Below are 26,506 nucleotides of genomic sequence, written 5' to 3'. Positions count from 1 at the left end.
GGAGGCTATTTGTGGCTAACCCACTAGGAGGGAATCTATCCATGTCCGGAGTTGAACACCAGATTGCGATTGAAGTACGGGATGTCGTGAAGAGGTTCGGCGATCATGCGGCCGTCAATCAGGTATCCTTTCGTGTGAGACAGGGGGAGTTCATTTCTTTGCTCGGTCCCAGCGGCTGCGGGAAAACAACGTTGTTGCGGATGTTGGGAGGACTTGAGATGCCCGATCAGGGTACTATTCTTCTCTCTGGAGCAGATGTGACCCGAATTCCGGCGTATGGACGAAATACGAACATGATTTTTCAGCAGCTTGCACTGTTTCCGCATATGGACGTATATAAAAACATTGCCTACGGCTTGAAAATGAAAGGAACATCAAAAGGTGAAATTCGGAAAAGTGTGGAGCGAGTTCTGGAATTAGTTCAGCTTCCCGGCTTCGGCACCCGCAAGGTTTCACAACTGTCCGGGGGGCAGGCCCAGCGTATAGCGATTGCACGCGCCTTGATCAACCAGCCCCAAGTGCTGCTGCTGGACGAGCCTCTGTCTGCGCTGGATGCGCAGCTACGACTGGACATGCAACGGGAGCTAAAGCGGATTCAGCGGGAGTCAGGGACCACCTTTATATTCGTGACCCACGATCAGGAGGAAGCCATGAACGTATCGGACCGGATCGGTGTTATGCGTGACGGGGTCATGCTGCAATATGGCACGCCGGACGAGATTTATGAGCGCCCCGCTGACCGATTTGTCGCTAAATTTATCGGTGATACCAATTTGTTGCCGTCCCGTGTGCTGGCGCATGAAGGAGACCTGACGATTGTTGAAACGGCAGGGGAAGCCATTACCGTCCACATCGGGCAGGGTCAACAACCGTCGTCGTTACGCGACCAGGGCCATATCTCGATCCGCTATGAATATGTGCGGATTGGTTCAGAGGCTGAGGGTCTGCGCAATCGGCTTACAGGCGTGATTCGGGATGTGCGTTATGGCGGCACGATGCTGCGCTACACTATAGAGCCGGACGGTGTGAGCGAATTCCCGCAATTAACAGCGCATGTCCCTCATTTTCCGGGAAAACCACGATTTTCTCCCGGTGAAACGGTAACTATCGGGTGGGAGCCGCAGGACGCTGTCTTTTTATCTGACCGGGGGGAGGGAGGCGTGTGAACCGACTGGCTCACCGTGTAGTCGACTGGATTTCGCCCAAGGGCAAATCATGGGTCACACCCCTATTGCTACTGCTGCCGTCCCTCCTGCTGATGGGATTCATATTTATCGGCTCGTTACTTATATTTGCCCGCTACAGCCTGGATTCATTTGAAGGTGGGCGGTTGCAATCCGCTTTTCAATGGACAGCGTATCGCACATTTTTAACCGATCCTTACTATTGGAAGGTCATCAGGGACACCTTTTGGTTGACGATCAGGGTGACACTCATAAGCCTGCTGCTTGCATATCCGCTGGCGTATTATACAGCACGTATTCGCAGTAGTGCCTGGAGGCAAACTGTGCTAATGATTATGTTCCTTCCCCTGCTGGTCAGTGCGGTGGTCAAGTCTTATGCGTGGCTTGTTCTTTTGTCCAGACAAGGGCTTTTGAACTGGTTGCTGATACGGACAGGCATTACAGAAACAGGGCTGGAAATGACCTTTAATGAGACAGGCGTCATCATTGCGCTCGTTCATATTTTTCTTCCTTTTATGGTTATACCGATTTTGAGTGTGCTGGTGCAACAGGATAGTATGCTCAAGGCAGCAGCTCATGATCTTGGCGCTGGAAGCTTGCGCACATTCCTGACGATTACGCTACCTTTGTCGGTACGTGGAATCGTATCCGGTGTGCAGATCGTATTTACGTTGTGTCTGACCGCTTTTACGACGCCGGCACTAATTGGAGGCGGGAGAGTAATGACCTTGCCTACCTTTATTTATCAGCGGACGCTGGATACTAATTGGCCGATTGCCGCAGTAGCAAGTCTGTTTCTGATTATCGCTTCGACTTTGGTTGTATGGCTGCTGAATCGGCTCGGAGACTTTCTTACGTTTCAACGCTCCGTAAAAGGAGGTGCTGCGGATGCGCCTTAAAGGTTTATCCTCACGCGGATATCATCTGATTCTGTTCGTCGTTGCAATGATCGTTTGCCTGTTTCTCGTGCTACCGCTCGTCATTGTGGTGATTACTTCACTCAATTCTACTGCCTACAGCGCTTTTCCGCCCAAAGGCTTGTCGTTGCGTTGGTATGAAAATTTGCTCTCGCAGCCCCAGTTTCTTCGTGCGTTCGGTAATAGTGTTTTTTCTTCCGCTTGCGCCACATTGCTTGCCTTAGTAGCGGGTACGCTGGCTGCTCTGGCCATTCAGCGCTTTGAGTTTCCCGGACGCAATCTGTTGCGGGCCTTATTCATGTCGCCGATGGTAGTGCCTAAAATCGCGCTGGGCGTTGCCTACTTGATTTTGTTTTCAAAGCTTCGGATTGCAGGCGGCTTGTTTGCCCTTATTTTAGGAGAAGCGGTCACGATTATGCCATTTGTATTGAGTATCATAGGCAGCACGCTGGCTAATGTACGCCGGGAGCATGAGGAGGCTGCCTCAGATTTGGGCGCGGGTCCGCTGCGCGTATTTTTTACGGTAACCTTGCCACAAATACGACTAGGGCTGCTAATGAGTGGGGCTATCGCTTTTATATTTACATTTGATCAGGTAGAGACGGCACTGCTCATTTTGCGACCTGAAAATAATACCTTGCCCATTGAACTCTTCCTCTACATGGAAAAATGGCAGGACCCAACCATCGCGGTTGTTTCAACCCTCATGCTGTTAATTGCGCTGGCGCTGTTTTTTGGCTTAAAGCTAATTCTGCGCTCTGTGCCTGAGGTACAGCGGGTGCTGGAACGGAAAGAAAATTGAGTAACAGACGTATTATTCATATCTAAAATGAATTCCAAAGGAGGAAAAACGATGACCCACACGAACACGGTCAACCGTGAACGGGCCCAGCAGATTATGAAGCGGGAAGGTTTACAAGCCCTCGTGGCTACCACCCCTGAAAATATCTCCTACGTAATCGGCTCCCAACTGCGAACCACCAATTGGACTATGCAAATTTATGCTGTTTTACCACAACAGACGTCCGCCCGGGCACGTCTTATTTTGCCGACCAACCGACTGGGTGTGATCGCCCAAATGGGCTTGCCAGATGCGGATTTATACCTGTACAGTGATTTTTTTCTGGAAGGATCACCGGAAGGCAAAGCTTCGACCCCTGACATTGATCTATTTTACAATCTTCTCGGTCGTACACAGACTTATGCAGGACCTATTGAAGCGCTACAGGCAGCTTTGCATGATCTGGACATTTCCCAAGGCCCGTTGGGAGTGGATGAAATGCGTATTGCACCAGCGCTTTATGCACGTTTGAAGGAAGAACTGCCAAATGGGGTGATCAAGCCGGCCTATGCGCTGTTCAGAGAGGTTCGGCAAGTGAAAACAGCAGAAGAAATCAGACGGCTACGCCGGGTAGCTGAGCTGAACGAGCGTGTTGAGCTTGAAATGATCCGCAAAATCGCCGAAAATGTGCATGAAGAGGAACTGGCCGACTATTATCGTTTGGAGACGGTAAAAGCGGGTGCGATTCCGGCGATGGTTGCTGTGGGAGCTGGTCCACGCAGCGCGTTGCCATTAATAGAACGTTACTTTCACCGCGTACAGCCTGGAGAGCAGGTACGGTTTGATCTATGCTGTCACCTGGACGGCTATTGGGCGGATACCGGGCGCACAACTGTGCTGGGAGAACCGACAGACTGGCAGAAGCGTCATTTTTCAGCTATTCATAGCGGTTGGGAGCGAGCGTTGGAACGGGTACGTCCCGGAGCCAAAGCATCGGATATTTTCCAGGCTGCGGTTCAAGCCGTCCAACAAGAAGGTATTCCGCACTATCGTCGTCAGCATGTGGGACATGCCATCGGTTTGGAGCTGTATGATGATATTGTATTGGCTCCCGGAGATCACCGAACGATGGAGGAAGGCATGGTATTTTGTGTTGAGGTGCCTTATTATGAGCTAGGAGCAGGTGGTTTTCAAATCGAAGATACGGTAGTTGTAACCAAGGACGGGTATGAATTTTTAACTCATATGGAACGGAAACTATATCGGCAATAAAGAGGGATTCTTATGACATATATTCAAAAAGGGTCCCGTTCGTTTCACAAAACGAGCTTGGCTATGTTCGCGGGAGGATTCAGCACATTTGCCTTGTTATATTGCATGCAGCCGCTGATGCCCGAGTTTTCCAAAGATTTTGGTATTTCCCCCGCCACCGCCAGTTTGTCGCTGTCCATGTCAACTATCGCCATGGCGATAACGATGCTGTTCGTTGGTGTTTTATCGGATCAAAAAGGACGGAAAATCATCATGTGCTGCTCCTTAGTCGGAGCATCTGCTGTGGGGTTGCTGTTAGCGATTAGTCCGGGCTTTCTAACGCTGCTTATTCTGCGGATGATCCAAGGCATGATTCTCGCGGGTCTTCCCGCCATCGCCATGACCTACCTCAGTGAGGAAATAGATCCTGCCCATCTGGGCTATGCTATGGGATTGTACATCAGCGGGAATTCCATTGGCGGGATGGGCGGACGAATTCTGACCAGCACCTTAACGGATTTGGTGAACTGGAGAACTGCTTTGGGAATATTGGCCTTGCTTAGCATCGTATCCTCGGTACTGTTTTGGCAATGGCTTCCGGCTTCGCGTAACTTCAAGCGTCGAAAGGTCCGTTTTTCAGATACCATTCGTACACTTTTTGTTCCCTGTAAAGACCCGGCGCTACTGTGTCTGTATGGGCTGGGCTTTGTGTTTATGGGCAGCTTTGTTACGCTGTTTAACTACATTGGATATCGTCTTACTGCACCTCCTTATCTGCTTGGCTCCGGCCTGATTGGCTGGATTTTTGTTGTGTACATCATGGGAACGGTCAGCTCCACCTGGATGGGGAGACAGGCTGACAGATACGGCAGATATGCGGTTATGGGGGTTGCTATTGGAATTCTGCTGTTGGGTGCCTTGCTGACATTATCGGGCAGTCTGTGGGTGATGACTATCGGTATTGCGTTGTTTACGTTTGGTTTTTTCGGGGGACACTCGATTGCAAGCAGTTGGGTAGGCCTTCTGGCGGTTGAGCACAGGGCGCAGTCGTCTGCGCTCTATCTGTTTTTTTATTATGCCGGTTCCAGTATTAGCGGTACCTTGGGCGGTATATTTTATGCAAGTTTCGGATGGAACGGTGTTATTCTGATGATTACGGGATATATGACGGTTGGTTTGATACTGAATGTTGTTTTAAAACGCCGGGGAGCATCCAGAAATACAACAGGTAAACAGACCGATGCTAGGCATACAATATAAAAATGAACAAAGGCTGCCTGTCGAAGGCAGCTTTTGTTTTATATCATTTTATATATGAGAAGGGAAGACTCCTGACATCAAGGCCTGGGTTCAAAATGGATTTCAAGGGTCAGGCTGATCGGCAGCTTGACCCGCTAGATGGCATCAGGGATGTCCTCATGGGCAATACCATGTTTGTCCTACCCAGGGGAAACGTCGCGTAGGCTTTTTTTTCATGATGAGCTCACCTTTTCAATGAAAGTTTTTTGGTATTGCTGGACAGCATGCCCGATGGCATCAGCACGGATAATGGCAGCGGCGACTTGTTCAGCGTTAACTGCAAAAGACAAGTGATCCGCTGCGCCCTCACGTAAGGTCAGACCTTGAGCAATCCGAAAGGCTGCCTTCTCTGGTTCACTTTGTCAAAGGTTCTATGCAACAATGCTCTATTTTGAGCGCGATTCTGCTGAGACAGGAATCATTGCTTCGTATAATATGGAAGTTTTTAATTTTAGTGTTGTAAGAAGTGGTGGTAAAAGATAGAATAACAAATGTATGATAATGAGAATCACTATCATTTTTAGATATATATACTTAAGGAGGACATCATCGTGCAACAAAGTAACAGGATAAAATGGGGCACCACACTGTGTCTCGTGGTTCTACTGACGGTTGTACTGGGGGCTTGTGGAAACGCAGATACTGGCAATCAGAACAATGGAAAGACCAGCATTAACAACTCTAACGGGCAATCCCAAACGGTTGCCATGCGTGAATATACAGATGCCACTGGCAACAAGATCAATATCCCTGTAAATCCGCAACGAGTTATTACGACGCAATATTTGGATGCCATACTGGCCTTGGGAGTTAAGCCGGTAGGTGCTGCTTCCCATTTGTTGGAGGGCGAATATTTAAAAGGTAAGATTGACGGAATTGCAGATATTGGGAACCCGACGAATGTAGAAAAGGTGCTGGAGCTACAGCCAGACCTGATCATAACAACAGAAGATACCACTCCCGAAGTGAAGGAGCAGCTGGAGAAAATTGCTCCAACCGTAGTCGTTTCTTTTGGAGCAGGGGATGTGTTCAAGCAATTTCGGGATGTTTCCGCTGTACTCGGTAAGGACAAGGAAGCTGAGCAGTGGATTGCTAACCTGGATAAAAAGGCTGCTGAAGGCCGGAAGAAGCTGGCTGGAAAATTTAAGAAAGGTGAAACGGTCACGATTTACATGACTTACGGTAAGGATGTGCTAAGAGTGTACGGGGCGCGGAATGTAGGACATGCCATTTACCGTTCACTGGAATTGAATCCTCCTGAGTACATACGCCAAAAGCTGGCGAAGGACCCGAACTTTAATTTCGTTTACGATAGCATTTCGATGGAAAAGCTGCCTGAACTGTCAGGGGACCGAATTATTATGCTGGTTTATGATGAAGAGACCAAGGATGGAATCCTCAAGGAAATCGAGCAAAGCGCACTGTGGAGAAATCTTCCTGCGGTTAAAAACCACAAAGTATATTTCATCAAAGCTGACCCATGGTTTACGTACTCACCGCTTGCGATTGACAAATCGCTGGATGAAGCGGTTAACATGCTTTCCTTCGATCCTAAATAATCACTTGAAATAAGAAAGGAGAAGTCATATACATGTTAAAACGTTTTTTTGAATATTACCGTCCTTACCGGACTTTGTTTATCATTGATTTCTCTTGCGCCTTGCTGGCTGCACTGCTGGAGCTGGCTTTCCCACTTGCCGTCAACCGGGTGGTCGATGATTTGCTGCCTAGCGGGAACTGGAAGTGGATTTTATATGCTTGTCTAGGACTGCTTGGTATTTATGTAGTCAGTGCCGGATTAAATTACGTGGTTACCTATTGGGGCCATAAGCTGGGGATTAACATTGAATCGGATATGCGTAAAAAGCTGTTTGATCGAATTCAAAAGCAATCCTTCCGTTTTTTTGATAATAACAAAACAGGGCATCTCGTCTCCCGTATGACCAACGATCTGATGGATATCGGGGAAATCGCCCACCACGGACCTGAAGATTTGTTTATCGCGTTGATGACACTGGGAGGGGCCTTCGGCATCATGCTCGGCATTAACTGGAAGCTGGCAGTGCTGACGTTCATTATTGTGCCGCTTATGATTTACTTGTCTTTGTATTTTAGCCGTAAAATGAATGCTGCTTTCCATCGCATGTTTTCGGATATCGCAGATTACAACGCACGCATCGAAAATAACGTCAGTGGTATCCGCGTCGTACAAGCATTTTCGAACGAAGAGCATGAAATGGAACGTTTTGCTGAAAACAACGGACGATTCCGTAAAACCAAGCTAATTGCTTACCGTATTATGGCTTGGAATTCTTCGATTAGTTTTGTTCTGATGAAACTGGTTTCGCTGTTTGTACTCGTGTGCGGTACATGGTTTGTGATTGAAGGGCAAATGACGTACGGGGAATTTATCGCATTTGTGATGCTGTCCAACGTATTTCTCGCACCAATCAAGCAGATTAACTCCGTTATTGAAACGTATCCCAAAGGCATTGCCGGCTTCCGTCGATACCTGGATTTGTTGGAAAGTGAATCGGATGTAGAAGATCTGCCAGGGGCCAAGACCGTTACCCATCTCAATGGAGAAATCCAATTTGCAGGTGTAACATTTGGCTATGAAAACAAAGACAAAGTATTGCGTAAAGTGGACCTATCCATCCATGCGGGAGAGACTGTAGCACTGGTCGGCCCTTCAGGAGCAGGTAAAACGACGCTTTGCAGTTTGTTGCCACGCTTCTATGATGTGGAGGAAGGCAGCATTACCATTGATGGTATGGATATCCGTGAAATGAAGCTGGAATCGTTGCGCTCCATGATTGGGATCGTACAGCAGGATGTGTTCCTGTTTGATGGAACGGTTCGTGAAAATATTGCATATGGCAAGCTAGGTGCTTCGGAAGAAGAAATTTGGGATGCCGCCCGACGGGCTCAGATTGAAGACCTCGTTCGTTCCTATCCGGAAGGGTTGGATACGATGATTGGTGAACGGGGCGTGAAGCTGTCGGGGGGTCAAAAGCAACGCTTGTCTATTGCCCGGATGTTCCTCAAAAATCCACCTATTCTCATTTTGGATGAAGCAACATCAGCACTGGATACAGAGACAGAAGCTGCGATTCAGCAGGCTTTGACAGAGTTGTCGCAAGGACGCACAACGCTCGTTATTGCGCATCGTCTGGCAACGATTAAAAACGCCGACCGCATTATCGTGGTTGCCGATCAGGGAATCGCCGAGCAAGGTAGGCATGAAGAATTGCTGGCGGTAAAAGGTCCATATAGCCGTCTGCATCAAGCCCAGTACGGTACCTAAATGAAATAGTATGAAATGTAAGTAGAGAGAGGAATGAATTTTTTTTGAAAAAGGAAATGTGGATTGCAATGCTGCTGCTGACATTCATCCTGGCTCTGACCGCTTGTGGAGGAAATACGGGGCAGGCTGACGGAAAGCAGAATCAAACTTCTGCCGAGCAGAAGCTAGCAACGAAAACAGTCAAAACAATTCATGGTGATGTTACGATCCCAACTCATCCTCAACGGATCGTAGTAGATTTGTACCAGAATGACTTATTAGCTCTCGGTATTCAACCCGTGGGGAGTGTTAAGTATTATTTGGACAATCCGTTTTCCAAGGATCTTGTACAGGGCATTACAAGCATTGGAGACCGCGATAGCGTGTCCTTTGAAAAGGTACTTACTCTGGAGCCGGATTTGATTCTGATTGGTTCCAAAGATGCTTCTCAATATGAGAATTACAGTAAGATTGCCCCGACCGTCGCTATTCCTTATGGCACGTATAAGGATGTGCATGAGGAATTAACTGCTTTTGGAGAGCTTCTTGGTAAAGAGCAGGAGGCTAAAGCGTGGCTAGCCCAATACGATCAGCGGATGCAGGCAGCACGCGACAAGTTAAAGGGAATCATTCAACCTGAGGATACCTTCACTGTCATGGAGGCTTCAACGAAGGAATATTATGTATATGGCGATAACTTTGGCAGAGGAGGACAGGCGGTATACAGAGGACTGGGTTTGACGCCTCCACCTTTTGTCCAAAAAGAACTATTAGGTGATACTCAATGGAAATCGGTATCGAAAGAAGTTATTAATCAGTATGCTGGCTCTTATATTTTTCTGACGGTTAACAAGGAAACCGCCGGTTATACAGGGGACAGTATATGGAAGTCACTGGATGCCGTTCGAAATGACAGGGTCTTTGAGTTACAGGAGGATCGCTATTGGTACTTTGACCCGATTGCCATTGTAGGACAAGCAGAAGAAATCGCAGACATGCTCGTCGAGCGGAATAAAGAGAAGGCTTCACAGAAGTAGTTACTCAGGTGTTGCTGGCAGCCCTTTGGTATATTTTATGCCAAAGGGCTTTATTTTTTCACAAAATTGCAGGGCTTCACGGGTTCGTCGAAATTTACTATTGAAGCCATTGTCGCATTAATTTACAATAGTAAAGATTGCATGATAATAATTCTCATTATCAAATGCCTTCATGAGCACAGGTTTGTGTGATAGCCTACATACTATTCAACAAGTAAGGGTGAAAAATAGTCATGAAATTATCAGAATCATCGGAGAGTCCCGCCCAGAGTAACCATAGCCAGCCGCCGATTTCATTCCACTCACGGCCATGGGCGGCTTCACTCATCTTAACAGCCGGACTAGCCCTTTTGGCGTTCGGTATCGCTTTATCCCTATCTTTTGGTGCAGCTCCTATTAGGCTGTTTGAGGTATGGAATGCAGTCTTTCATTTTAATCCTGAAATACAAAATCATCAAATTATTTGGGAAATCAGACTACCACGGATTTTGGGTGGTGTGTTGATCGGAGTCTGCTTCGCTGTGGCGGGGGCGATTATGCAGGGGATGACCCGCAATCCGCTTGCTGACTCGGGTTTGCTTGGATTGAATTCGGGAGCCAGTTTGGCGATGGCGATTTGTTTTGCTCTTTTTCCCGGGTCATCCTTTTTACAACTGATGCTGTACTCCTTTGTTGGCGCGGCCTTAGCTGTTGTGATGGTATATGGTACAAGCTCCATATCCAAGGGTGGACTTACGCCAGTACGCCTTGTATTGGCGGGTGCAGCTGTAACGGCATTGCTGTCTGCCTTGGGTGACGCGATCAGCTTGTATTTTAATGTCGGACAGGATCTGGCCTTCTGGTATGCAGGGGGACTTAGCGGAACCAAGTGGGTGCAACTGGGGATTGTCTTGCCTTGGGTTGTGGCAGCCTTTATCGGCGCGCTTATGCTATCACGGTCTATTACGTTGCTCAGCCTCGGGGATGAAATTGCGCTCAGTCTCGGTCAGCGCACTGGCATTGTAAAGGTGCTTGGGATGATCCTGGTACTTATTCTGGCGGGGGCGGCAGTGTCGCTGGTAGGATCTATCGGCTTTGTAGGGCTGATTATTCCTCATATGACCCGCAAGCTGGTAGGTGTCGATTATCGCTGGATCATTCCTTGCTCGGCCATTATGGGGGCTTTACTCATCGTGTTTGCCGATCTGGCGGCTCGCATGATTAATGCACCGGAGGAAACACCAGTAGGCGTGCTTATTGCCCTGATTGGGGTGCCATTCTTCCTTTATCTGGCTCGTAAAGAAAGGAGAGCACTGTAAGATGAATAACATCACGACTGGAGCTATTGCCAAAGCAGGTCACCGTAAAAAAATCCATGATTGGATCGTTGTTATCGTTCTGCTCATTCTGCTCATTGTTGCATTCACCATTAGTGCGAATACAGGAACCATTCGACTTTCGCCAATGGAGCTTTTTAGAACCTTATTTGGGCAAGGGACTCCACAGCAGGAATTAATCTTGTTTGAATTCCGATTGCCACGAATGGTTATTTCCATTTTGATTGGTGCAGGTCTGGCGGTTTCTGGCTGTATCATGCAGGGAGTTTCACGTAATGGTTTGGCGGACCCTGGTATTTTGGGGATTAATGCCGGAGCCGGGCTGATGGTTATGCTGTTTGTATTGCTTTTCCCAACGATGCAAACAACGAATTCATTGTTTTTACTACCTGGCCTTGCACTGATTGGATCAGGAGCGGCTGCTATTCTGATCTACGCGCTTTCTTACAAAAAGGGTGAAGGGATTTCTCCGACAAGGTTACTGCTAAGCGGGATTGGTGTAGCGGCGGGGGTCAGTGCTGCGATGATCATCTTGACTCTCAAGCTTACGCCTGAAAGTTATACGTTTGTTGCCAGTTGGTTGGCAGGAAGTATATGGGGGTCCAACTGGAAATTTGTAATGGCACTGTTACCTTGGCTTGTGGTGTTGCTGCCTTTCGCATACTACAAGGCCAATGTGATGAATGTGCTTAATTTGGGAGATCAGACGGCATCCGGGTTAGGTACATCTATTGAAAAGGAACGCATCCTTCTGCTCGCTGCTGCGGTTGGATTGGCCAGTTCCAGCGTATCGGTTAGCGGTGGAATCGGCTTCGTCGGTTTAGTTGCTCCGCATTTGGCAAGAAAACTGGTGGGGCCAAAGCATAAGATGCTGTTAGTGGCCTGTGCATTGGTTGGGGCACTGTTAGTGCTTGTGGCGGATACAATTACACGATCCTTACCTTTACAGAAAGAAATCCCGACAGGTTTGATCGTGGCGATCATTGGTGCTCCATACTTCCTGTATCTGCTGAGTCGCTCCAAGGGATAACATCGCAAAGAAAACATAACTTATTCATTAAAAGCTATACACGACAAAATAACCTTCAACACCACTAAGGAAGTGGGGCTGAAGGTTATTTTGCATTTAAAAATTTAAGCATTCGTATTTTTTCATATCAACGGGAAGTATTCAAGGCGTGAGAAGTTTGATGAAGCTCTCTGATCATTTTGTGCAAAGTGTAATTTTCTTGACGCGTCACGCCGTGTTGATTTTCCTGAACCAGCAACTGATGGATGTTCCGTTTTAGAATTTCACTTCGACGTTCCAGCATTTCGGTACTCATAAATAAATGAACACTCCCTTTGTCATGAATAACTTACATTTTTGAAATGAACATAAGCTGAAAATAAGTTTGCCTTTCGACTTCTTTAAGTATATCGTGCTGAAAGATGAAGGGAAAATGGAGCGAGACAGCAAAATTCTTTTTCACATCACCCATGTCCCGCCGACGGCTACTCACCCCATGGGTTCTTAGATATGCTTCCTAATGCTGGTGATAACAGGTGCTTAGGCGTAATTAGCTAAACGAATAGAATTTGACTGCCTATTATTTTTTTGATATGAACGGATTAAATACGTTAATCCATTTAAAATATTGATCCGTAAGGAGCGTCTATACATGAGTCCCTTATTGTCCCGGGAGAATTATTTCTTAAGTGTTATCAATCAATTGGATCAACATCAAGTTAAAATAGGAAGTCTGGAGCAGCAACTGCAAGAACTTATATTGGATACCGCTCAGGCTGTTCAGAACAAGCTAGTTCTTAACACCAAGTTAATACAAAGAATCAATCGTGTATTCAAAGAATATCAATCCATGCGGTTAAAAGTTGGTTTTGTTTCAGAAGACCAGCACATTTTGTTACATACAGAGTTTATAGATGAACCACACCAGTTAAGGCGAATGTAAATGGAATCACTCATAAGTTTGCTTGAAGCTATGGAGAGAGGCCCACTGGATTTGCAAAGGTGTATTCAATGCAATAATTGGTTTATTCCATATCAGCGTGCTCAGGTTACCAAATTTTGCAGTTCTACATGTGGCGTCCTTCCTGTTGCTGGCGGACAGGATATGTCGCAAAAAAGAACCGCAAAAATGCGGTTCTTTTATTTGAAGATATAGAGTTTTGAATTGCGCGCTAGACAAGGCTAAGGGCTTTATTTATACTTGAAAAGTGCCTAAAATAACTGCGTATAATATAAATTATACGCAGTTTAGGTTTAAATCGACTTTCATTAGCCCTCACGCACAAGATGTCGATCGAATTGTCGATAAAAAGTAGGCGAAAATGGACGTTTTACAGTATATTGGGAAGATGAATCGGAGCGGAGGTAAGCGGGATGAAAAAAGGGGTACGGCAAATGGAGCCGGATATGATAGATGATATTGATGAAGTGTATGCTGAGGAGCTGGAAGCTTTTTTGATCTGGATGAAAGATGCAGGTTATACGATACATACGCAAAAAAACTATACAGGGGATGTGAAGCAGTTCTTACGTACGCTGCGTGAAAAGCCACTTGATCAGGTGAAGAAAATTCATGTGATGTCGTATCTGTCTAAAGCGCGGGAAAGTGGGGCCGGAGATAGTACGCGGAACCGGAAGCATGCGGCGGTAAGTAGCTTTTACAAAGCGTTGCAGGAATTTGAATTGTGCAGCACAAATCCGGCATCTGGAATTAAAAAAGCAAAGACCGAGAAGAATCGTATGCCCGTCTATTTGGATGAAAAGGAAATTCAGCCGTTTTTGCTCGCAATAGAGGGGAAATATGCCAATCGCAACATGACTATTTTTCTGCTCATGGTATATATGGGATTGCGGGTGGGAGAGGTTCATTCTTTGAATGTCTCGGATTACAGCCGGGAGCGACGCACCTTAGATGTGTTCGGTAAAGGACGCAAGTGGCGTACGCTTCCGGTGCCGGAGGGTGTGTGTGATATTGTGGAACGTGCGTTGGAGGAAAGATTAACCCCGTGGAGGGGGAAGGAGGACGCGATGTTCGTGTCGCAAAAAGGCCGCCGTTTGGCGGTGCGCTCTATTCAGCAGATTGCTACGGAAACATTCGAGCGATTCCAGCAGGATAAGAATGCGGAACGTCGGGTATCTTACTCCAGCCATAAGCTGCGGCATACGTTTGCAACGATGCTTTTACGTAAGGGGGCTGATCTGCGTACTGTGCAGGAACTGCTAGGACACTCATCCATCCAGACGACCACTGTATATACGCATGTCACCGATCGAGAAAAAGAAAAAGCGATGGATAAGCTGGATATTCAGATACCAATAACGGGATTGTAAGTATATATCACGGGTTCATTTTGAAAATAAATACGTTTAGTTTACATAATAATTATTATGTAAACTAAAAAAGGAATTGCACCCTGACTTGGAAATCGCATCAACGACTTTGTATCATCAATATTGTGAACATTGTATCCTTTATCATAGTGCTTAGTCTTGTTTTTGATTGATTTGCTCCAAATGATGTTGCAAATGCTGAGTATAATCGTCAACTAGCCACTATAATGTTTCGGTAGACTGGTCATCTTTTTGAAATTTTTTTCTCAAAATCGAGTGATGTACATGAGTTTAACACATTTATGATTTGCTTATTTAATAGTTTCCATAGATGAATGACATCCACTTGGGAGAACGCTTCCTGATACTGATTAGCTGCAACCCAATCATTTTGCGCATATGCTTCAATTTTAACTGGGGATCTTGAATGCTTAATCATTATAAATCTTCGATGATTATTAGAAGCAGAGTCGCACAGATGCCCTAGTATTTCTTTTTTAGACCATTTTTCTGGAAAAGGTTTGGCATTAAATTCATGTTCTGAGATCGAAAAGAATTCTTTTTCATGATCCTCGATGAGCCTGGCGAGTTCTTCAACAGCATTCTTAATAGTTGAGCCTCCTTATTTTAGCGATTGTCATATGATAAACCTTAGAATAATTCAGAATAAGTTGGAAAGCAATGGTGAATTAAAAGCCAGTAAGGTATTGCCTTGACAAAGGTAATATTTTGCTGCAAAATTAGTGAAACCACTTTATAAATATGGTTTATGAAGTGGTTTCATGATTTTATAAAAGGAAGGTGCTATGTATGGAAAAAGCTAATACAAATTTAATTAAAGAAATAAATCTGAACCTGGTTCGCAAAGTATTGAAGCAGATCGGCAAGGCAACAAAACCCCAACTAGCCGCATTGACTGATTTAAGTGTGGTAACTATCAATACTCTTATGCAGGAATTGCTTAATAATGGAGAGATTTTTGAAGATGAAATCGTCCCTTCAAACGGAGGCAGACATGCGTTAACCTATCGTTTTAATTATGAGTTTAGTCTGGCACTGGTTATACATATTAATGAAAAACAAGGGATGGATGTAGTGTGTACCACGGTAGTTAATTTAAATGAGGACGTTCTGATGAAAGAAGAGCATCCCTTTCAAATTTTTAATGCTACACAATTTTATTCCACGATTCAAGACATCATTTCTCTCTATCCTTCCATTAAAGTTATTGGTATTGGAATCCCGGGACAATCTGTAGATGGAGAAATTACAGTTAGCAGCTATGAAAGGTTAAATGGAATTCGATTGGCAGAGGATGTGCAAAGCAAATTTGGTTTGCCGGTTATTCTGGAGAATGACGTAAATGCCGCAGTATGTGGATACGTCTATAGAGAACAGATAGATGAAGATCAATGTGTGCTGGCTATTTATTTTCCTGAGAATTCCCCCCCAGGGATGGGGATTTATTTACGGGATGGGGTTTTAAAGGGCAAACATGGATTGGCTGGTGAAATCAAATTCCTTCCGTCTATAGTTTGGGATGAAAGCAAAGGAACAGAAGTTTTTTTCAATAGTATATGTGAAATTATTCAAATATTACAATCCGTATTTGATCCTGATCAGATTGTAGTCTATAGAGAGAACATAGAAGAAGAGTCTTTCTTTCATTTTTTAGAATCCTACAAATCTAAGCATACGATGCCTTTGTATCCTGAAATTATTCTCTCGGATTTATTTTATGAAGATTTTAAAACAGGGTTGAGAGGGTTAACACTAAAAGAATTAGAACGCCCGATTATTGTCTTTAAATAATGTATATAGGTGTAACCTGCTTTTCTATAAATTATAACTTGACCTGAAACGCGTTTCATCAGCTAAAGTACATGTATAACCTAAAAGAGAAAGCGAGGGCACTCTATGATCTCACTGATTATACTTTGCTCAGTTATATGGGGTGGTACTTATTCGTGCTTAGTATTATCCGGGCAGCCTATGGAAGTAAAACCTTACCGCTCCTTTGATGATTTTTTTGAATGACTTTGTATATCCACTTAATAAAGGAACTTTTTTTACTCGCTTTATTAATATGTTTAATTAAATGATTTAATAGAAGATTTTAATAGAGACTTTGATGTTGATCCATGGAAAGAAAATAAAAAGACATAAATTAAACTTGACAGCTAAAGATTTTTATATATAAAGGGAGGATTTATTTATGTTTAAACTGGTGGTAAGTGATCTAGATGGTACTTTTCTGAATAATAGTAGCACTTTCGATGTCGAATTATTTAATCAGGTTTATGGAGAAATGCAAAAAAATAATATTTCCTTTGTTGCTTGTACAGGTAAACAGTGTGAAAGAGTAGAAGAATTATTTGGTGAGCATGGAAAAGGGATCTGGATCTTAGGGGACAGTGCTACTCGTATTAAAAAGGATGGAGTCGTCGTCAAAGAGTTTACGTTTGAACACAATTTAGCATTACAAGCGATAAGAGAAATTGAAGGTTTTTCCAATGATTTCATTATCATAGCATGTACAACGGAAGCAGCATTTGTCCATTCTCATATTCAAGAGGAATATTATAAAATTGTAAAAGGATCCTATAAGGAAGTTATTAAAATTGACTCATTTGATCAAATAAACAGCAGCTTTCTTAAAATAACCGTTTATGATCCATCTGGAAGAAGTTCCTTATTAAGAAAGCATGTTGAAAAGACTCTGCTGGATCAAATTTATATTGTTGATTCTGAAGCGAATTGGCTGGATATTACAGCACTTCATACCCATAAAGGGGAGACGGTAAGAAAACTCCAGGAGATATTGGGTGTTACTGAGGATGAAACCATGTCTTTTGGAGATGGAGAAAATGACGTGGAACTTATGAGTATAGCAAAATACAGTTTTGCTGTAAAAAATGCTTGTGAGAACACTAAAAATGCAGCTAGCTTTATCACCAAATCCAACGAAGAGAACGGTGTCTTACTAACGATAAAGAAAATGATGGATTTACAAAACCAATAAAATTAATTATCGTTATTGAGAGAACTACTCAAAACTGCTCAATGAAAGGACTATAGTAGTATGAAAAAGAAAATACTGGTTTTTGATATTGGCGGCTCTTTTATAAAATTCAGTTTGTATTTTCAAGGTGAATTTATCAGCAAGGGGAAAGTTAAAACTCCATTGGACTCACTTGAGAATCTGCTTGTAGCTTTAAAGCAAATTCATAATCAGTTTATAGATGATTGTGAAGGTATAGCCGTCAGCATGCCAGGCATTGTGAATTCAGCAAGCGGCCATATGGTGCATGGTGGTTCATTAAGATATATAAATGATATAAATATGATAGAAGTTTTTAAAAAATCGTTTCACAAACCCGTAGCGATTGAAAATGATGGAAAGTGTGCTGCTCTTGGAGAAGCATGGCGTGGTTCATTACAAGGAATTACCGATGGTGTTGTTCTGGTAGTTGGAACAGGGATGGGTGGTGGAATCATCTCTCAAGGGAAATTGCTGAAAGGCCACCATTTATCGGCTGGAGAATTCTCCTTCATCAGAACTAACAACGAGTATGCAGACAATAATGATTATCTGCTTGGTATGCAAGGGAGCAGTTTTGTTTTAACTAAAACCGTTGCGAAAGCTAAAGGACTTCCTGCAGATTCTATAACAGGTGAAAAAGTATTCAAGTTTATTGAAGAAGGTGATCGCACGGTCCAAACGATTTTTCAAGAATACTGTAGGAACATCGCAACACAAATCATTAATTTGCAATCAATTCTTGACCCTGAAAAGTTTGTTATTGGGGGAGGCATATCTGAAAATCCTTTACTGGTAATTACGATTAGGGAAGAGTTAGAGAAGCTTTATATGGATTCTATCTATAATTTTGTGCGTGCAGATATTGAACAAAGTAAATTAGGCAATGAAGCGAATTTGCTAGGTGCTATATATAACTACAAACAATCGTATCATCTTGAATGATGACACAAGTTATATTTCGACGAGTGCGGGATTGAGTAATACAAACCAATAAAATACCAACAAAAGAGCGTGCCTTTAACTTTGGACACGCCTTTTTTTGCATTACAGACGTTTGATATAGGAGGTTTATATGAAAAACATGGTTTTGGAATATATAGGAAATTTGGAGTGGAGAAATCAACAGGATTACATAATATATATTACGTTAATAAACTAGATTTATGAGTCCTATTAATGCATTCAAATGACAACAAGTAGAATCTGCAAGTGGATCACTCTTATCAAAGTGTCCGCTTGCAGATTAAAGTTTCACTGACATTCAAAAAAAGCTTATTTTTCGATTGAGATAATGCATGTGCGTCTACATTTCTTTTTCTGGAGGAGATTCAATGATCAGACCTTGGATATGCTTGCGTCCCATAAGCTTCCGTTTTTTGCGGTTTTCCTTGGTTTCTATAACAATATCCAGATCATAGTCGTCAGGATACAATTCAGTAGCAGCTATGTGAAGGACGAGCCTCTTTTTGTTCATGGTCAGCCTTTGGCCTTGGATCAAAATCCCCACATCCCCGCGTTCATCCTCGGTTTTATATATAATTCCAGTCCGATTCAGGTAGCCTACATAAACACTATCGCCAAGGGCAAACGGCGTCACTGAAGGGTCTAAAACTGCTCTTTTGGGGGAAGTTTTACTTGCAGCAACAGGCTTTTCATCATAAAGAGCAGGGGGGATAACAAATGAATCCTGTGTATTCCGAGATGCTCTGCTTGCAGAAATGGCCTGAGAACGCTCGATAATACGATTCCACATCCCCAGCTTCAAGGCGATGGCGTATGCATAGCTTTCTCCTGCCTCACCAATTCGGAGACGGTATAATGGTTGCAGTGTTTCAGTATCAAATTCCATTCGAGCATTCTGGAATCCTGGCGTATTTTCGGCAAAATGCTTAATCTCACTAAAGTGTGTGGTAGCTACAACGGTTGTCTGGCGGCGGTGGAATTCTTCCAGCAGAGCGATAGAGAGGCCCACGCCTTCGCCCGGATCGGTTCCAGATGCCATTTCATCAATCAGGATCAGAGTGGAGTTTCCTGCTGTTTCCAAAATGCCGATCATGTTGCGGATATGTGCAGAAAAGGTGCTCAAGGCATGCTCAATGCTTTGTCCGTCCCCGATGTCCACCTCAATTCCCTCAAATACAGCCATTCGGCTGCCTTTCAAAACGGGTACCAGTAGTCCGGATTGCATCATCAGGGTTAACAGGCCGACACTTTTGAGGGCCATCGTTTTTCCACCTGTATTGGGTCCAGTAATGATGAGCGAGGAGTAGACTTCACCGATTGAGAAATCAAGTGGAACCATGGAATTTGCCATCAACGGGTGACGTGCACCTCGGATGTCTATAATCCCGTTAAGGTTAAGCTCCACAGGGACAGCATCTATAGTCATGGCATATTTGGCTTTTGCTAATAAAAAGTCGAGTATACCTACCGTCTCTGTGTTGATGCTCAGCTCCCGGTTGTATGACTCAGTGAGTGCCGTCAGGTCTCCCAGCACTTTCATTTCTTCTTTGGATTCCTCCGCCATGTTCGCACTCTGATCGAATTGCAGACTTACGATCTCGGCAGGCTCGATGTAAACCGTTTGACCGCTGCCCGATTCATCCAGCACATTGCCTTTCACCTGTTTTCGGAACTCTTTTTTGATTGGAAGCACATAACGTCCACCACGCTGACTAATCATATTTTCCTGCATGATGGATCGGTGACGGCTGGTGAGAGAATCAAGTTTCCTTTTGATCCGCTCTTCCGTGACCGCTATTTTTTTGCGGATTTTAGCCAGTTCTTTACTGGCGGTGTCCGTAACTTTTCCTGAATAAATACATCTTTCAATTTCAGACAGAAGGGGTTCCATACCATACATGGAAGAAGCATAGGCACTGACGCTTGAAGCGGCATTCGACTTGGAACCCATATATTTTATCAGTTGACCGCAACTTCTGATAAATTGGGCAATGTGAGAAAAATCGCGCTCGCTGAACAAATATCCGGTTCCCAGCAAGTGAAGAATGTGTTCCATCCCTTCCAGCGAGGGGATAGGAACACTTGCACCGTGGCGAATGAGCTGCAAGGCTTCGGTCGCTTCGTCAAGGCGGATCCTGATCGTACGGATATCTGTAATTGGTTGCATGGAAGCGGCATGGCGCTTACCAAGGTAAGAAAAAGCACATTCGGAAACTCTTGTTTTGATCCGGTCATATTCCAAACGCTGCATTGTGGTTTCATTCATGAATAAATCTCTCCTTTATTTGTATAGTGCCAGGATTTTTTGAACCTTTTCTGTAAAACAAAAAAAGAGCGGAGAATGAACAAATCGTTCATTCTCCGCCCTGAAGGAAAGAGGGAATTTATCGTCAAATAAGCCTATAATCCAGCTTTTGCAGCTCCAATTTATGCGTCCCCAAATCATCCATGAGTAAACCAATTTGTAAGCTAATTAGCCCATGAATAGGAGGTGTATAAAGGAAGTTCACAAAATCTGAAAACAAAAAAACCGCGCTGAACACAGCACGGAATAAGGCCTAGAAGAAAATAATCCCTGAGGCGATTTATGATATCCGCATGTTCTTAACTAATGTCAGGGTAAAAACATAGTAGCAAACAAACCTGTCCCCGGAGGGCGCAAGCGCCTGAATGGTCTTCCCTGAATATGAAGTTGCTTAGTTAAGAACGTTCACCGACATCAAAATCTCTCCCTTGATTACAGATATATCCACACTATACGATCAGTCAGCACCGAAGTCAAGCCAAGATCACTCGAAATCTTCAAAGCGGACAAAAGATAAACGGACATCATGGGGCTTCTTAATTCTGGTACAGCAGTGATAATAAGAAAATGTGGAATGTGAGCCACTTGGAAGAAATAAATCGTGTTACTTAAAAAGAGGATATATAGATTACGTAATATATATTATGTTAACCATAACATCTCCTAGTGAGTGAATGTAATCATATGGAATTTTAACTGGATTGGAGCCATCTATATAATCGAAGTATGGAAAGGAATCAAAAAGGTGGTCCGAAGTTGGCTACGCAAGACCACTTTGAAATAGAGGGAATTTTTTTGTCTTTCAAATGAGAATGATAATCATTATACTTGTGATTAAGAATAAAACACGCATGCACTGCGAATCCAGCTAAAGGGGGAAGCTATAACAAGATGAAAATACATACCTCTACGTCTACTTTTAATGATTACTACAATGAAATAGCCGATGCAAACTTTATGAGCTATGAAAAAGATCCCATTCAGGCGTCCGCGAAGCATGAGCAGATTTATCATATACCTGAGCAGTGGGGAGAGGGAGTGCATCATACGCATTTTTTGCGCCAAGGCTTCGAGCTTTCCCATAGTAACATGCTATTTCATGAGCCAGTCCAAATTGCAAGAAGGTTTGACACTCCTTATCTGGAGCTGGCGTTGAACCTCAACTATTCGGCTACCTGGTCCGTAGATGGTTTCCGTTCAGAGCGTGAGCATGGAGGGCATGTGCAGCTCATTTATATGAACGAAGTGAAGATCCATGCGGAAATGCCGGGAAGTAAAGCGATGAATCATATGGAGCTGCGTTTTAATCCTTCGCTGTGGGGCGAGCTGTTACAGGAGTTGGGTATCCGTCTGGAGCAACCGTTTGCTTGTATGGAGACAGTGATTACGCCCGGTATGCGAGCGATCGCTCAGGAACTGTTGTTTCATCCTTATCAGGGCATGACCCGACAGCTTTTTTTGGAGAGCAAGGCGCTGGAGCTAATGGCACTTTTTCTGCAAGAAATACGCAACCCAAAGCCTAAATCAACCATGACGATCAAACCCAATGATGTACAGTGTATTCACGAGGCGAAAGATATTTTGCTGCGTACACTGGTTCAGCCTCCGAGTCTGATTCGGCTGGCACAGATGGTACATATTAATGAACAAAAGCTCAAAAACGGCTTTAAAGAGCTATTCGGCACGACGGTATTTGGCTTTGTACGCGAACAAAGATTGGAAAGAGCGAAGCAACTGCTGGAAAAGGAGCAGATCACTGTCAGTGAAGCGTCAGCGATGGTGGGTTATAGCAACTTTAGTCATTTTGCCGCATTATTCCGTAAAACATATGGCTATAACCCGAGTGCCTACCGAAAAAATAACAATTTGTCTTCGTTATAAAATCCTCCATTTTAAAAAACTTCTCCCTCCAGTGTTGGTGATTCTCCGGGAATCGGCGGCGGAAAGCAGGACGAGAGCCGTACAATAGAACCAGGCTCAAAGCATTCTGCAACTGTCGTGATTTGAAAGGAGAAATGATTCATGCAACAAAAGGCGGGCATTGCCCGATTAGTGCAAATCGCCGGGGAAAAGCGTGGACTATTAGCTTTCTCTACGTTTTTTTCCGGTTTAAGCGCCATTCTGATGCTGGTGCCTTATGCATCTGTGTATTTTGTGCTCAAGGAGCTGCTCGAACACGCTGCACAGCCGACAACAGCGGATGGGCCGTTTATGATTCGCTGGGGGCTGATCGCGCTCGCAGGTTTATTGGCCAGCCTCATTACGATGTACATCGGTGGACTCATCTCCCATATCGCAGCCTTCCGTATTTTATACGGTCTGCGTGTCAAGCTGTCAGCTCATATTGGTAAGCTTCCATTGGGCTGGCTTAATGGTACTTCCACGGGTGCGGTTAAAAAGACACTGGAGCAGAACGTGGAAAAAGTAGAGACATTTGTCGCTCACCAGCTGCCGGATCTGGTGCAGGTCATCGTGACGGCGGTGGTGATGATTGTCGCTATGTTTAGCTTGAACGTGTGGCTGGCACTTGCTTGTGTTGTGCCCATTTTACTCGCTTTTACCGTCCAGATGACGCTGATAGGCGGCTCCAAGACGTGGGATAACGTCAGAGAGTATTACAATTCACTGGAGCGTCTGAACGGATCGGCTGTGCAATATGTACGGGGGATGCCTGCGATCAAGATATTCGGTCAGACGGTGCATTCGTTCCGTAAGTTTTACTCCGATATGGTGCATTACCGCGAGTATTGCGTGAAATTCACTGATCAATTCCAAACCGGCTTTCTCGTGTTTAAGGTAATTATTAGCTCATTCGCCGCTTTTGTACTGCCTGTGGGTGTTTATTTGCTGAGTGGTAATCCGGGGAATGTTGCTTTTGCCTCGGTTCTGCTGTTTTTCCTGGTGATGGCTCCCGGGGTTTCAGCTCCGATGTTTAAAATTATGCACCTCATGTCGTCCATGCGAGATATTAATGAAGGTGTTGATCGGATCGATCGTATTTTTAATGAGCCTGCAATGCAGGAGCCTGCACATCCGCAGGAGCCGACTACCTATGATGTGCAGTTTGAGCAGGTTTCCTTTTCCTATGGCAGCACAGAAGAGGTTAAGGAGCCTCAAGACGGCGGGGACGCTCAACCGACTCGCGTATTGTTCGATATTTCTTTTACTGCAAGACAGGGGGAAATGACCGCATTAGTCGGACCTTCCGGCTCCGGGAAATCCACGATCGCCAATCTGGTGCCACGCTTTTGGGACGTGCAGGAGGGGGCGATTCGTATTGGTGGCGCAGATATTCGACAGATGAGTACGTCCAACCTGATGGATACGGTCGCTTTTGTATTTCAGGAAACCTTTTTGTTCTTTGACTCTGTGTTTAACAATATTGCAGTTGGCGATACAGGTGCTTCCATGGAGCAGGTTATTGCGGCGGCAAAGGCGGCGCAGTGCCATGAGTTCATCTCCAAACTGCCGAACGGGTATGATACGCTCATCGGGGAAGGCGGAGTGTATTTATCGGGTGGTGAAGAGCAGCGGCTTGCGGTAGCACGCGCCATTCTCAAAAATGCGCCTATTCTGGTGCTGGATGAAGCCACGGCATTTGCTGACCCTGAAAATGAATACGAGATGCAGCTAGCCTTGATGGAGCTGATGAAGAATAAGACGGTGATCGTTATCGCACACCGGTTGTCCACTATTCAGCATGCAAATCAAATTCTGGTGCTTCAGGAAGGTCATATTGCTGAGCGGGGACAGCATAGAGAGCTACTTCGTGCAGATGGTCTGTATGCCCGCTTGTGGCAAGCGTATACGGATGCGGGACAATGGCAGATTGGGGCGCCGGGAGAGGAGGCGGCTAAACGATGAGTATGCTGCAAAATATAACGGCGGGTAATCCGCGGGTACTGTTAAAGTCGGTATTGTACACAACTCTGGCTAATGTTGCGGGGCTGATTCCATTTGCGTTGCTGGTAGGGGCGGCCCGTCTTATTTTCGAGCCTTTCATTCATCCGGGAGCTTCGCTCCAATCGGCTGGATTGTGGTGGATTAGCGGAGGGCTGCTTATGTCGTTGATTCTGCTGTATCTGTGTGAAGTTCCGGCTTATCGTTCCCAGTACCGGGGAGCCTATGACGCTTCTGTAACCGGGAGATCGCGTTTGGCTGAGCATTTGCGCAAGCTGTCACTCGGTTTTCTGAACAAGCGTGATCCGGGTGATTTGGCGAATATGATGATGGGTGATTTCACAATGGTGGAGCATGGGATTTCCCATTTGGTCCCGCAAATGATCGGGGCGGTGACGATGCCGCTGCTGGCGTTGATTGGCTTATCCTTTTTGGATTGGCGCATGGCGCTGGCACTGTTCGCTGCTTTTCCGGTAGCGATTTTGCTGGTATTGCTCACTTCCCGTATACAGCGGCGGCTGGGAGCTAATCACATGCGGGCTAAAATTAACGCGGCTAATCGCCTACAGGAGTATTTGAACGGTATTCGGGTAATTAAGGCTTATCAGCTAACCGGAGAGCGCTTTGTGCGTCTGGAGCTTGCGTTCAAGGAGCTGATGCGTCACAGTATCCGAATTGAAGGGCTGTTGGGGCCGATTGTATTAGCTGCTATTGCTTTTATACGCTCTGGCTTGACGTGGATGGTTATGATCGGGGTATATCTATTATTGGCTGGGCAGTTGGATGTGATCGCTTTTGTCTCCTTTTTAATCGTAGGAACACGTATTTATGACCCTCTGACCACTGCGCTTGTTAATTTCGCCGAGTTTCGTTATCACGAGCAGGCAGGGGAGCGTATTGTCCAGTTGCTGAACGAGCCTGTCATGCCCGGGGATCAGATACCTTCGCAAAGGCATGATATCGAGCTGAGACACGTAAGCTTCCGCTATGGTGAGCAACCCGTACTTGAGGATGTAAGTATGTCTATGCCGTTCCGTTCCTTTACGGCGCTCATAGGGCCTTCTGGTAGCGGGAAAAGTACGGTATTGCGTATGATCGCACGTTTTTATGACCCAAATCAGGGCAGTGTACTGCTTGGCGGCGATGATATGCGGCAGATGGACCCCGAGGCGCTGCTGCGCAAGGTATCTATGGTGTTTCAGGACGTGTATCTGTTTCAGGATAGCATTGGGAACAATATTCGATTCGGTAAAAGTGATGCGACGCAGGCAGAGATCGAAGCTGCCGCTCGTCAAGCTTGCTGTCACGATTTTATCTCCAAGCTGCCGAACGGGTATGACACCTGGGTAGGCGAGGGCGGCAGTACATTGTCGGGTGGGGAAAAGCAACGAATTTCTATCGCCCGTGCTATTCTCAAGGATTCGCCGATCGTATTGCTGGATGAGGCCACCTCTTCGCTTGATCCTGAGAATGAAAAGGATATTCAGCAGGCGATTGATCGCCTTGTACAAGGCCGAACCGTTATCGCTATTGCTCATAGGCTCAAAACAGTACGAAATGCGGACCGCATCGTTGTACTGGATAAAGGAAGGGTTGTAGAGCAGGGACGACATGATGAACTGCTGGATGACAACGGCCTGTATGCACGATTGTGGAAAAGACAGCATGAAGGAAGAGAGTCTTAGGATGCATGAAATTATGAAATAACGATTTGATCATAAAAAAACCGACCCTTAGCGGATGGCAGGATACACCTCCATTCCAATAAGGATCGGTTTTTTGCGTTACTTAGATTCCCCGGATACGACAGCTTGCACAAAATATTACATAATAAATATTATGTTAACTGAAATGTATATCTGAACGATGAGGATTTGTATCCGA

20 protein-coding genes are annotated in these 26,506 nt (G+C 45.0%); 18 read left to right on the top strand and 2 right to left on the bottom strand.

The features are described 5' to 3' along the window. The first annotated feature begins 41 nt into the window (after nucleotides 1-41). The 10 genes from ABIA61_RS04915 (at nucleotide 42) to ABIA61_RS04870 (ending at nucleotide 12,101) form a co-directional block, all read left to right on the top strand. Nucleotides 42-1,166, top strand: coding sequence for an ABC transporter ATP-binding protein (locus ABIA61_RS04915; protein ID WP_404520163.1), 1,125 nt, complete (start codon nucleotides 42-44; stop codon nucleotides 1,164-1,166). Continuing rightward, the gene (locus tag ABIA61_RS04910) at nucleotides 1,163-2,083 is read left to right on the top strand and encodes an ABC transporter permease (protein WP_404520161.1); all 921 of its coding nucleotides are present in this window, start codon (nucleotides 1,163-1,165) and stop codon (nucleotides 2,081-2,083) included. Before ABIA61_RS04915 ends, ABIA61_RS04910 begins: the two co-directional genes overlap by 4 nt. Further along, complete coding sequence (locus ABIA61_RS04905) at nucleotides 2,073-2,903, top strand: ABC transporter permease (protein ID WP_283656133.1); 831 nt, start codon at nucleotides 2,073-2,075, stop codon at nucleotides 2,901-2,903. Before ABIA61_RS04910 ends, ABIA61_RS04905 begins: the two co-directional genes overlap by 11 nt. Nucleotides 2,904-2,954: 51 nt before the next feature. Further along, on the top strand, nucleotides 2,955-4,154 hold the full coding sequence (locus ABIA61_RS04900) for a M24 family metallopeptidase (RefSeq protein ID WP_283656132.1): 1,200 nt from the start codon (nucleotides 2,955-2,957) through the stop codon (nucleotides 4,152-4,154). A gap of 12 nt (nucleotides 4,155-4,166) precedes the next feature. Next, the gene (locus ABIA61_RS04895) at nucleotides 4,167-5,393 is read left to right on the top strand and encodes an MFS transporter (RefSeq protein WP_283656131.1); all 1,227 of its coding nucleotides are present in this window, start codon (nucleotides 4,167-4,169) and stop codon (nucleotides 5,391-5,393) included. Between the two features lie 590 nt (nucleotides 5,394-5,983). Continuing rightward, nucleotides 5,984-6,991: an ABC transporter substrate-binding protein gene (locus tag ABIA61_RS04890; protein ID WP_283656130.1), complete on the top strand. Its 1,008-nt coding sequence runs from the start codon at nucleotides 5,984-5,986 to the stop codon at nucleotides 6,989-6,991. Nucleotides 6,992-7,023: 32 nt separating this feature from the next. Next, a complete protein-coding gene (locus tag ABIA61_RS04885; protein ID WP_283656129.1) occupies nucleotides 7,024-8,739 on the top strand; it encodes an ABC transporter ATP-binding protein in 1,716 nt (571 codons plus the stop codon). Between the two features lie 56 nt (nucleotides 8,740-8,795). Further along, nucleotides 8,796-9,755, top strand: coding sequence for an ABC transporter substrate-binding protein (locus tag ABIA61_RS04880; protein WP_404520237.1), 960 nt, complete (start codon nucleotides 8,796-8,798; stop codon nucleotides 9,753-9,755). 233 nt (nucleotides 9,756-9,988) lie between these two features. After that, the gene (locus ABIA61_RS04875; protein ID WP_283656127.1) at nucleotides 9,989-11,053 is read left to right on the top strand and encodes a FecCD family ABC transporter permease; all 1,065 of its coding nucleotides are present in this window, start codon (nucleotides 9,989-9,991) and stop codon (nucleotides 11,051-11,053) included. 1 nt (nucleotide 11,054) lies between these two features. After that, nucleotides 11,055-12,101: a FecCD family ABC transporter permease gene (locus tag ABIA61_RS04870; protein ID WP_283656126.1), complete on the top strand. Its 1,047-nt coding sequence runs from the start codon at nucleotides 11,055-11,057 to the stop codon at nucleotides 12,099-12,101. Nucleotides 12,102-12,228: 127 nt separating this feature from the next. On the opposite strand, the gene ABIA61_RS04865 is transcribed toward ABIA61_RS04870, so the two are convergent. After that, nucleotides 12,229-12,396, bottom strand: a complete 168-nt coding sequence (locus tag ABIA61_RS04865; protein ID WP_007432475.1) for a hypothetical protein — start codon at nucleotides 12,394-12,396, stop codon at nucleotides 12,229-12,231. Between the two features lie 336 nt (nucleotides 12,397-12,732). Here ABIA61_RS04865 and ABIA61_RS04860 point away from each other — a divergent pair, with 336 nt between their 5' ends. From ABIA61_RS04860 to ABIA61_RS04840, 5 genes are all read left to right on the top strand, one after another. Then, nucleotides 12,733-13,023, top strand: coding sequence for a hypothetical protein (locus tag ABIA61_RS04860; protein WP_404520160.1), 291 nt, complete (start codon nucleotides 12,733-12,735; stop codon nucleotides 13,021-13,023). A 431-nt stretch (nucleotides 13,024-13,454) separates the two neighbouring features. After that, nucleotides 13,455-14,411: a tyrosine-type recombinase/integrase gene (locus tag ABIA61_RS04855; RefSeq protein ID WP_283656124.1), complete on the top strand. Its 957-nt coding sequence runs from the start codon at nucleotides 13,455-13,457 to the stop codon at nucleotides 14,409-14,411. Between the two features lie 810 nt (nucleotides 14,412-15,221). Continuing rightward, the gene (locus ABIA61_RS04850; protein ID WP_283656123.1) at nucleotides 15,222-16,223 is read left to right on the top strand and encodes an ROK family protein; all 1,002 of its coding nucleotides are present in this window, start codon (nucleotides 15,222-15,224) and stop codon (nucleotides 16,221-16,223) included. 403 nt (nucleotides 16,224-16,626) lie between these two features. Next, nucleotides 16,627-17,433 carry an HAD-IIB family hydrolase gene (locus tag ABIA61_RS04845; RefSeq protein ID WP_283656122.1) on the top strand — a complete coding sequence of 269 codons (807 nt, stop codon included), beginning with the start codon at nucleotides 16,627-16,629 and terminating at the stop codon, nucleotides 17,431-17,433. 60 nt (nucleotides 17,434-17,493) lie between these two features. Continuing rightward, nucleotides 17,494-18,396 (top strand): ROK family protein, encoded by a 903-nt coding sequence (locus tag ABIA61_RS04840; RefSeq protein ID WP_283656121.1) that lies wholly within the window; start codon nucleotides 17,494-17,496, stop codon nucleotides 18,394-18,396. A gap of 361 nt (nucleotides 18,397-18,757) precedes the next feature. Here ABIA61_RS04840 and ABIA61_RS04835 read toward each other — a convergent pair whose 3' ends face one another. Continuing rightward, nucleotides 18,758-20,683 (bottom strand): endonuclease MutS2, encoded by a 1,926-nt coding sequence (locus ABIA61_RS04835; RefSeq protein ID WP_404580392.1) that lies wholly within the window; start codon nucleotides 20,681-20,683, stop codon nucleotides 18,758-18,760. A gap of 930 nt (nucleotides 20,684-21,613) precedes the next feature. Between ABIA61_RS04835 and ABIA61_RS04830 the strand changes: the two genes are divergently transcribed. From ABIA61_RS04830 to ABIA61_RS04820, 3 genes are all read left to right on the top strand, one after another. Continuing rightward, entirely contained in the window at nucleotides 21,614-22,603 is a 990-nt protein-coding gene (locus ABIA61_RS04830) for a helix-turn-helix transcriptional regulator (RefSeq protein WP_283656119.1), read from the top strand. Between the two features lie 141 nt (nucleotides 22,604-22,744). Further along, nucleotides 22,745-24,586, top strand: coding sequence for an ABC transporter ATP-binding protein (locus tag ABIA61_RS04825; RefSeq protein ID WP_404580391.1), 1,842 nt, complete (start codon nucleotides 22,745-22,747; stop codon nucleotides 24,584-24,586). Then, a complete protein-coding gene (locus ABIA61_RS04820) occupies nucleotides 24,583-26,307 on the top strand; it encodes an ABC transporter ATP-binding protein (protein ID WP_404580389.1) in 1,725 nt (574 codons plus the stop codon). Before ABIA61_RS04825 ends, ABIA61_RS04820 begins: the two co-directional genes overlap by 4 nt. The last annotated feature ends 199 nt before the right edge of the window (nucleotides 26,308-26,506 follow it).

It is taken from the genome of Paenibacillus sp. RC21, from assembly GCF_044907935.1.
In the GTDB taxonomy this organism is placed as follows: Bacteria; Bacillota; Bacilli; order Paenibacillales; family Paenibacillaceae; genus Paenibacillus; species Paenibacillus terrae_A.
This window is presented reverse-complemented; position numbering and strand designations above follow the sequence as displayed.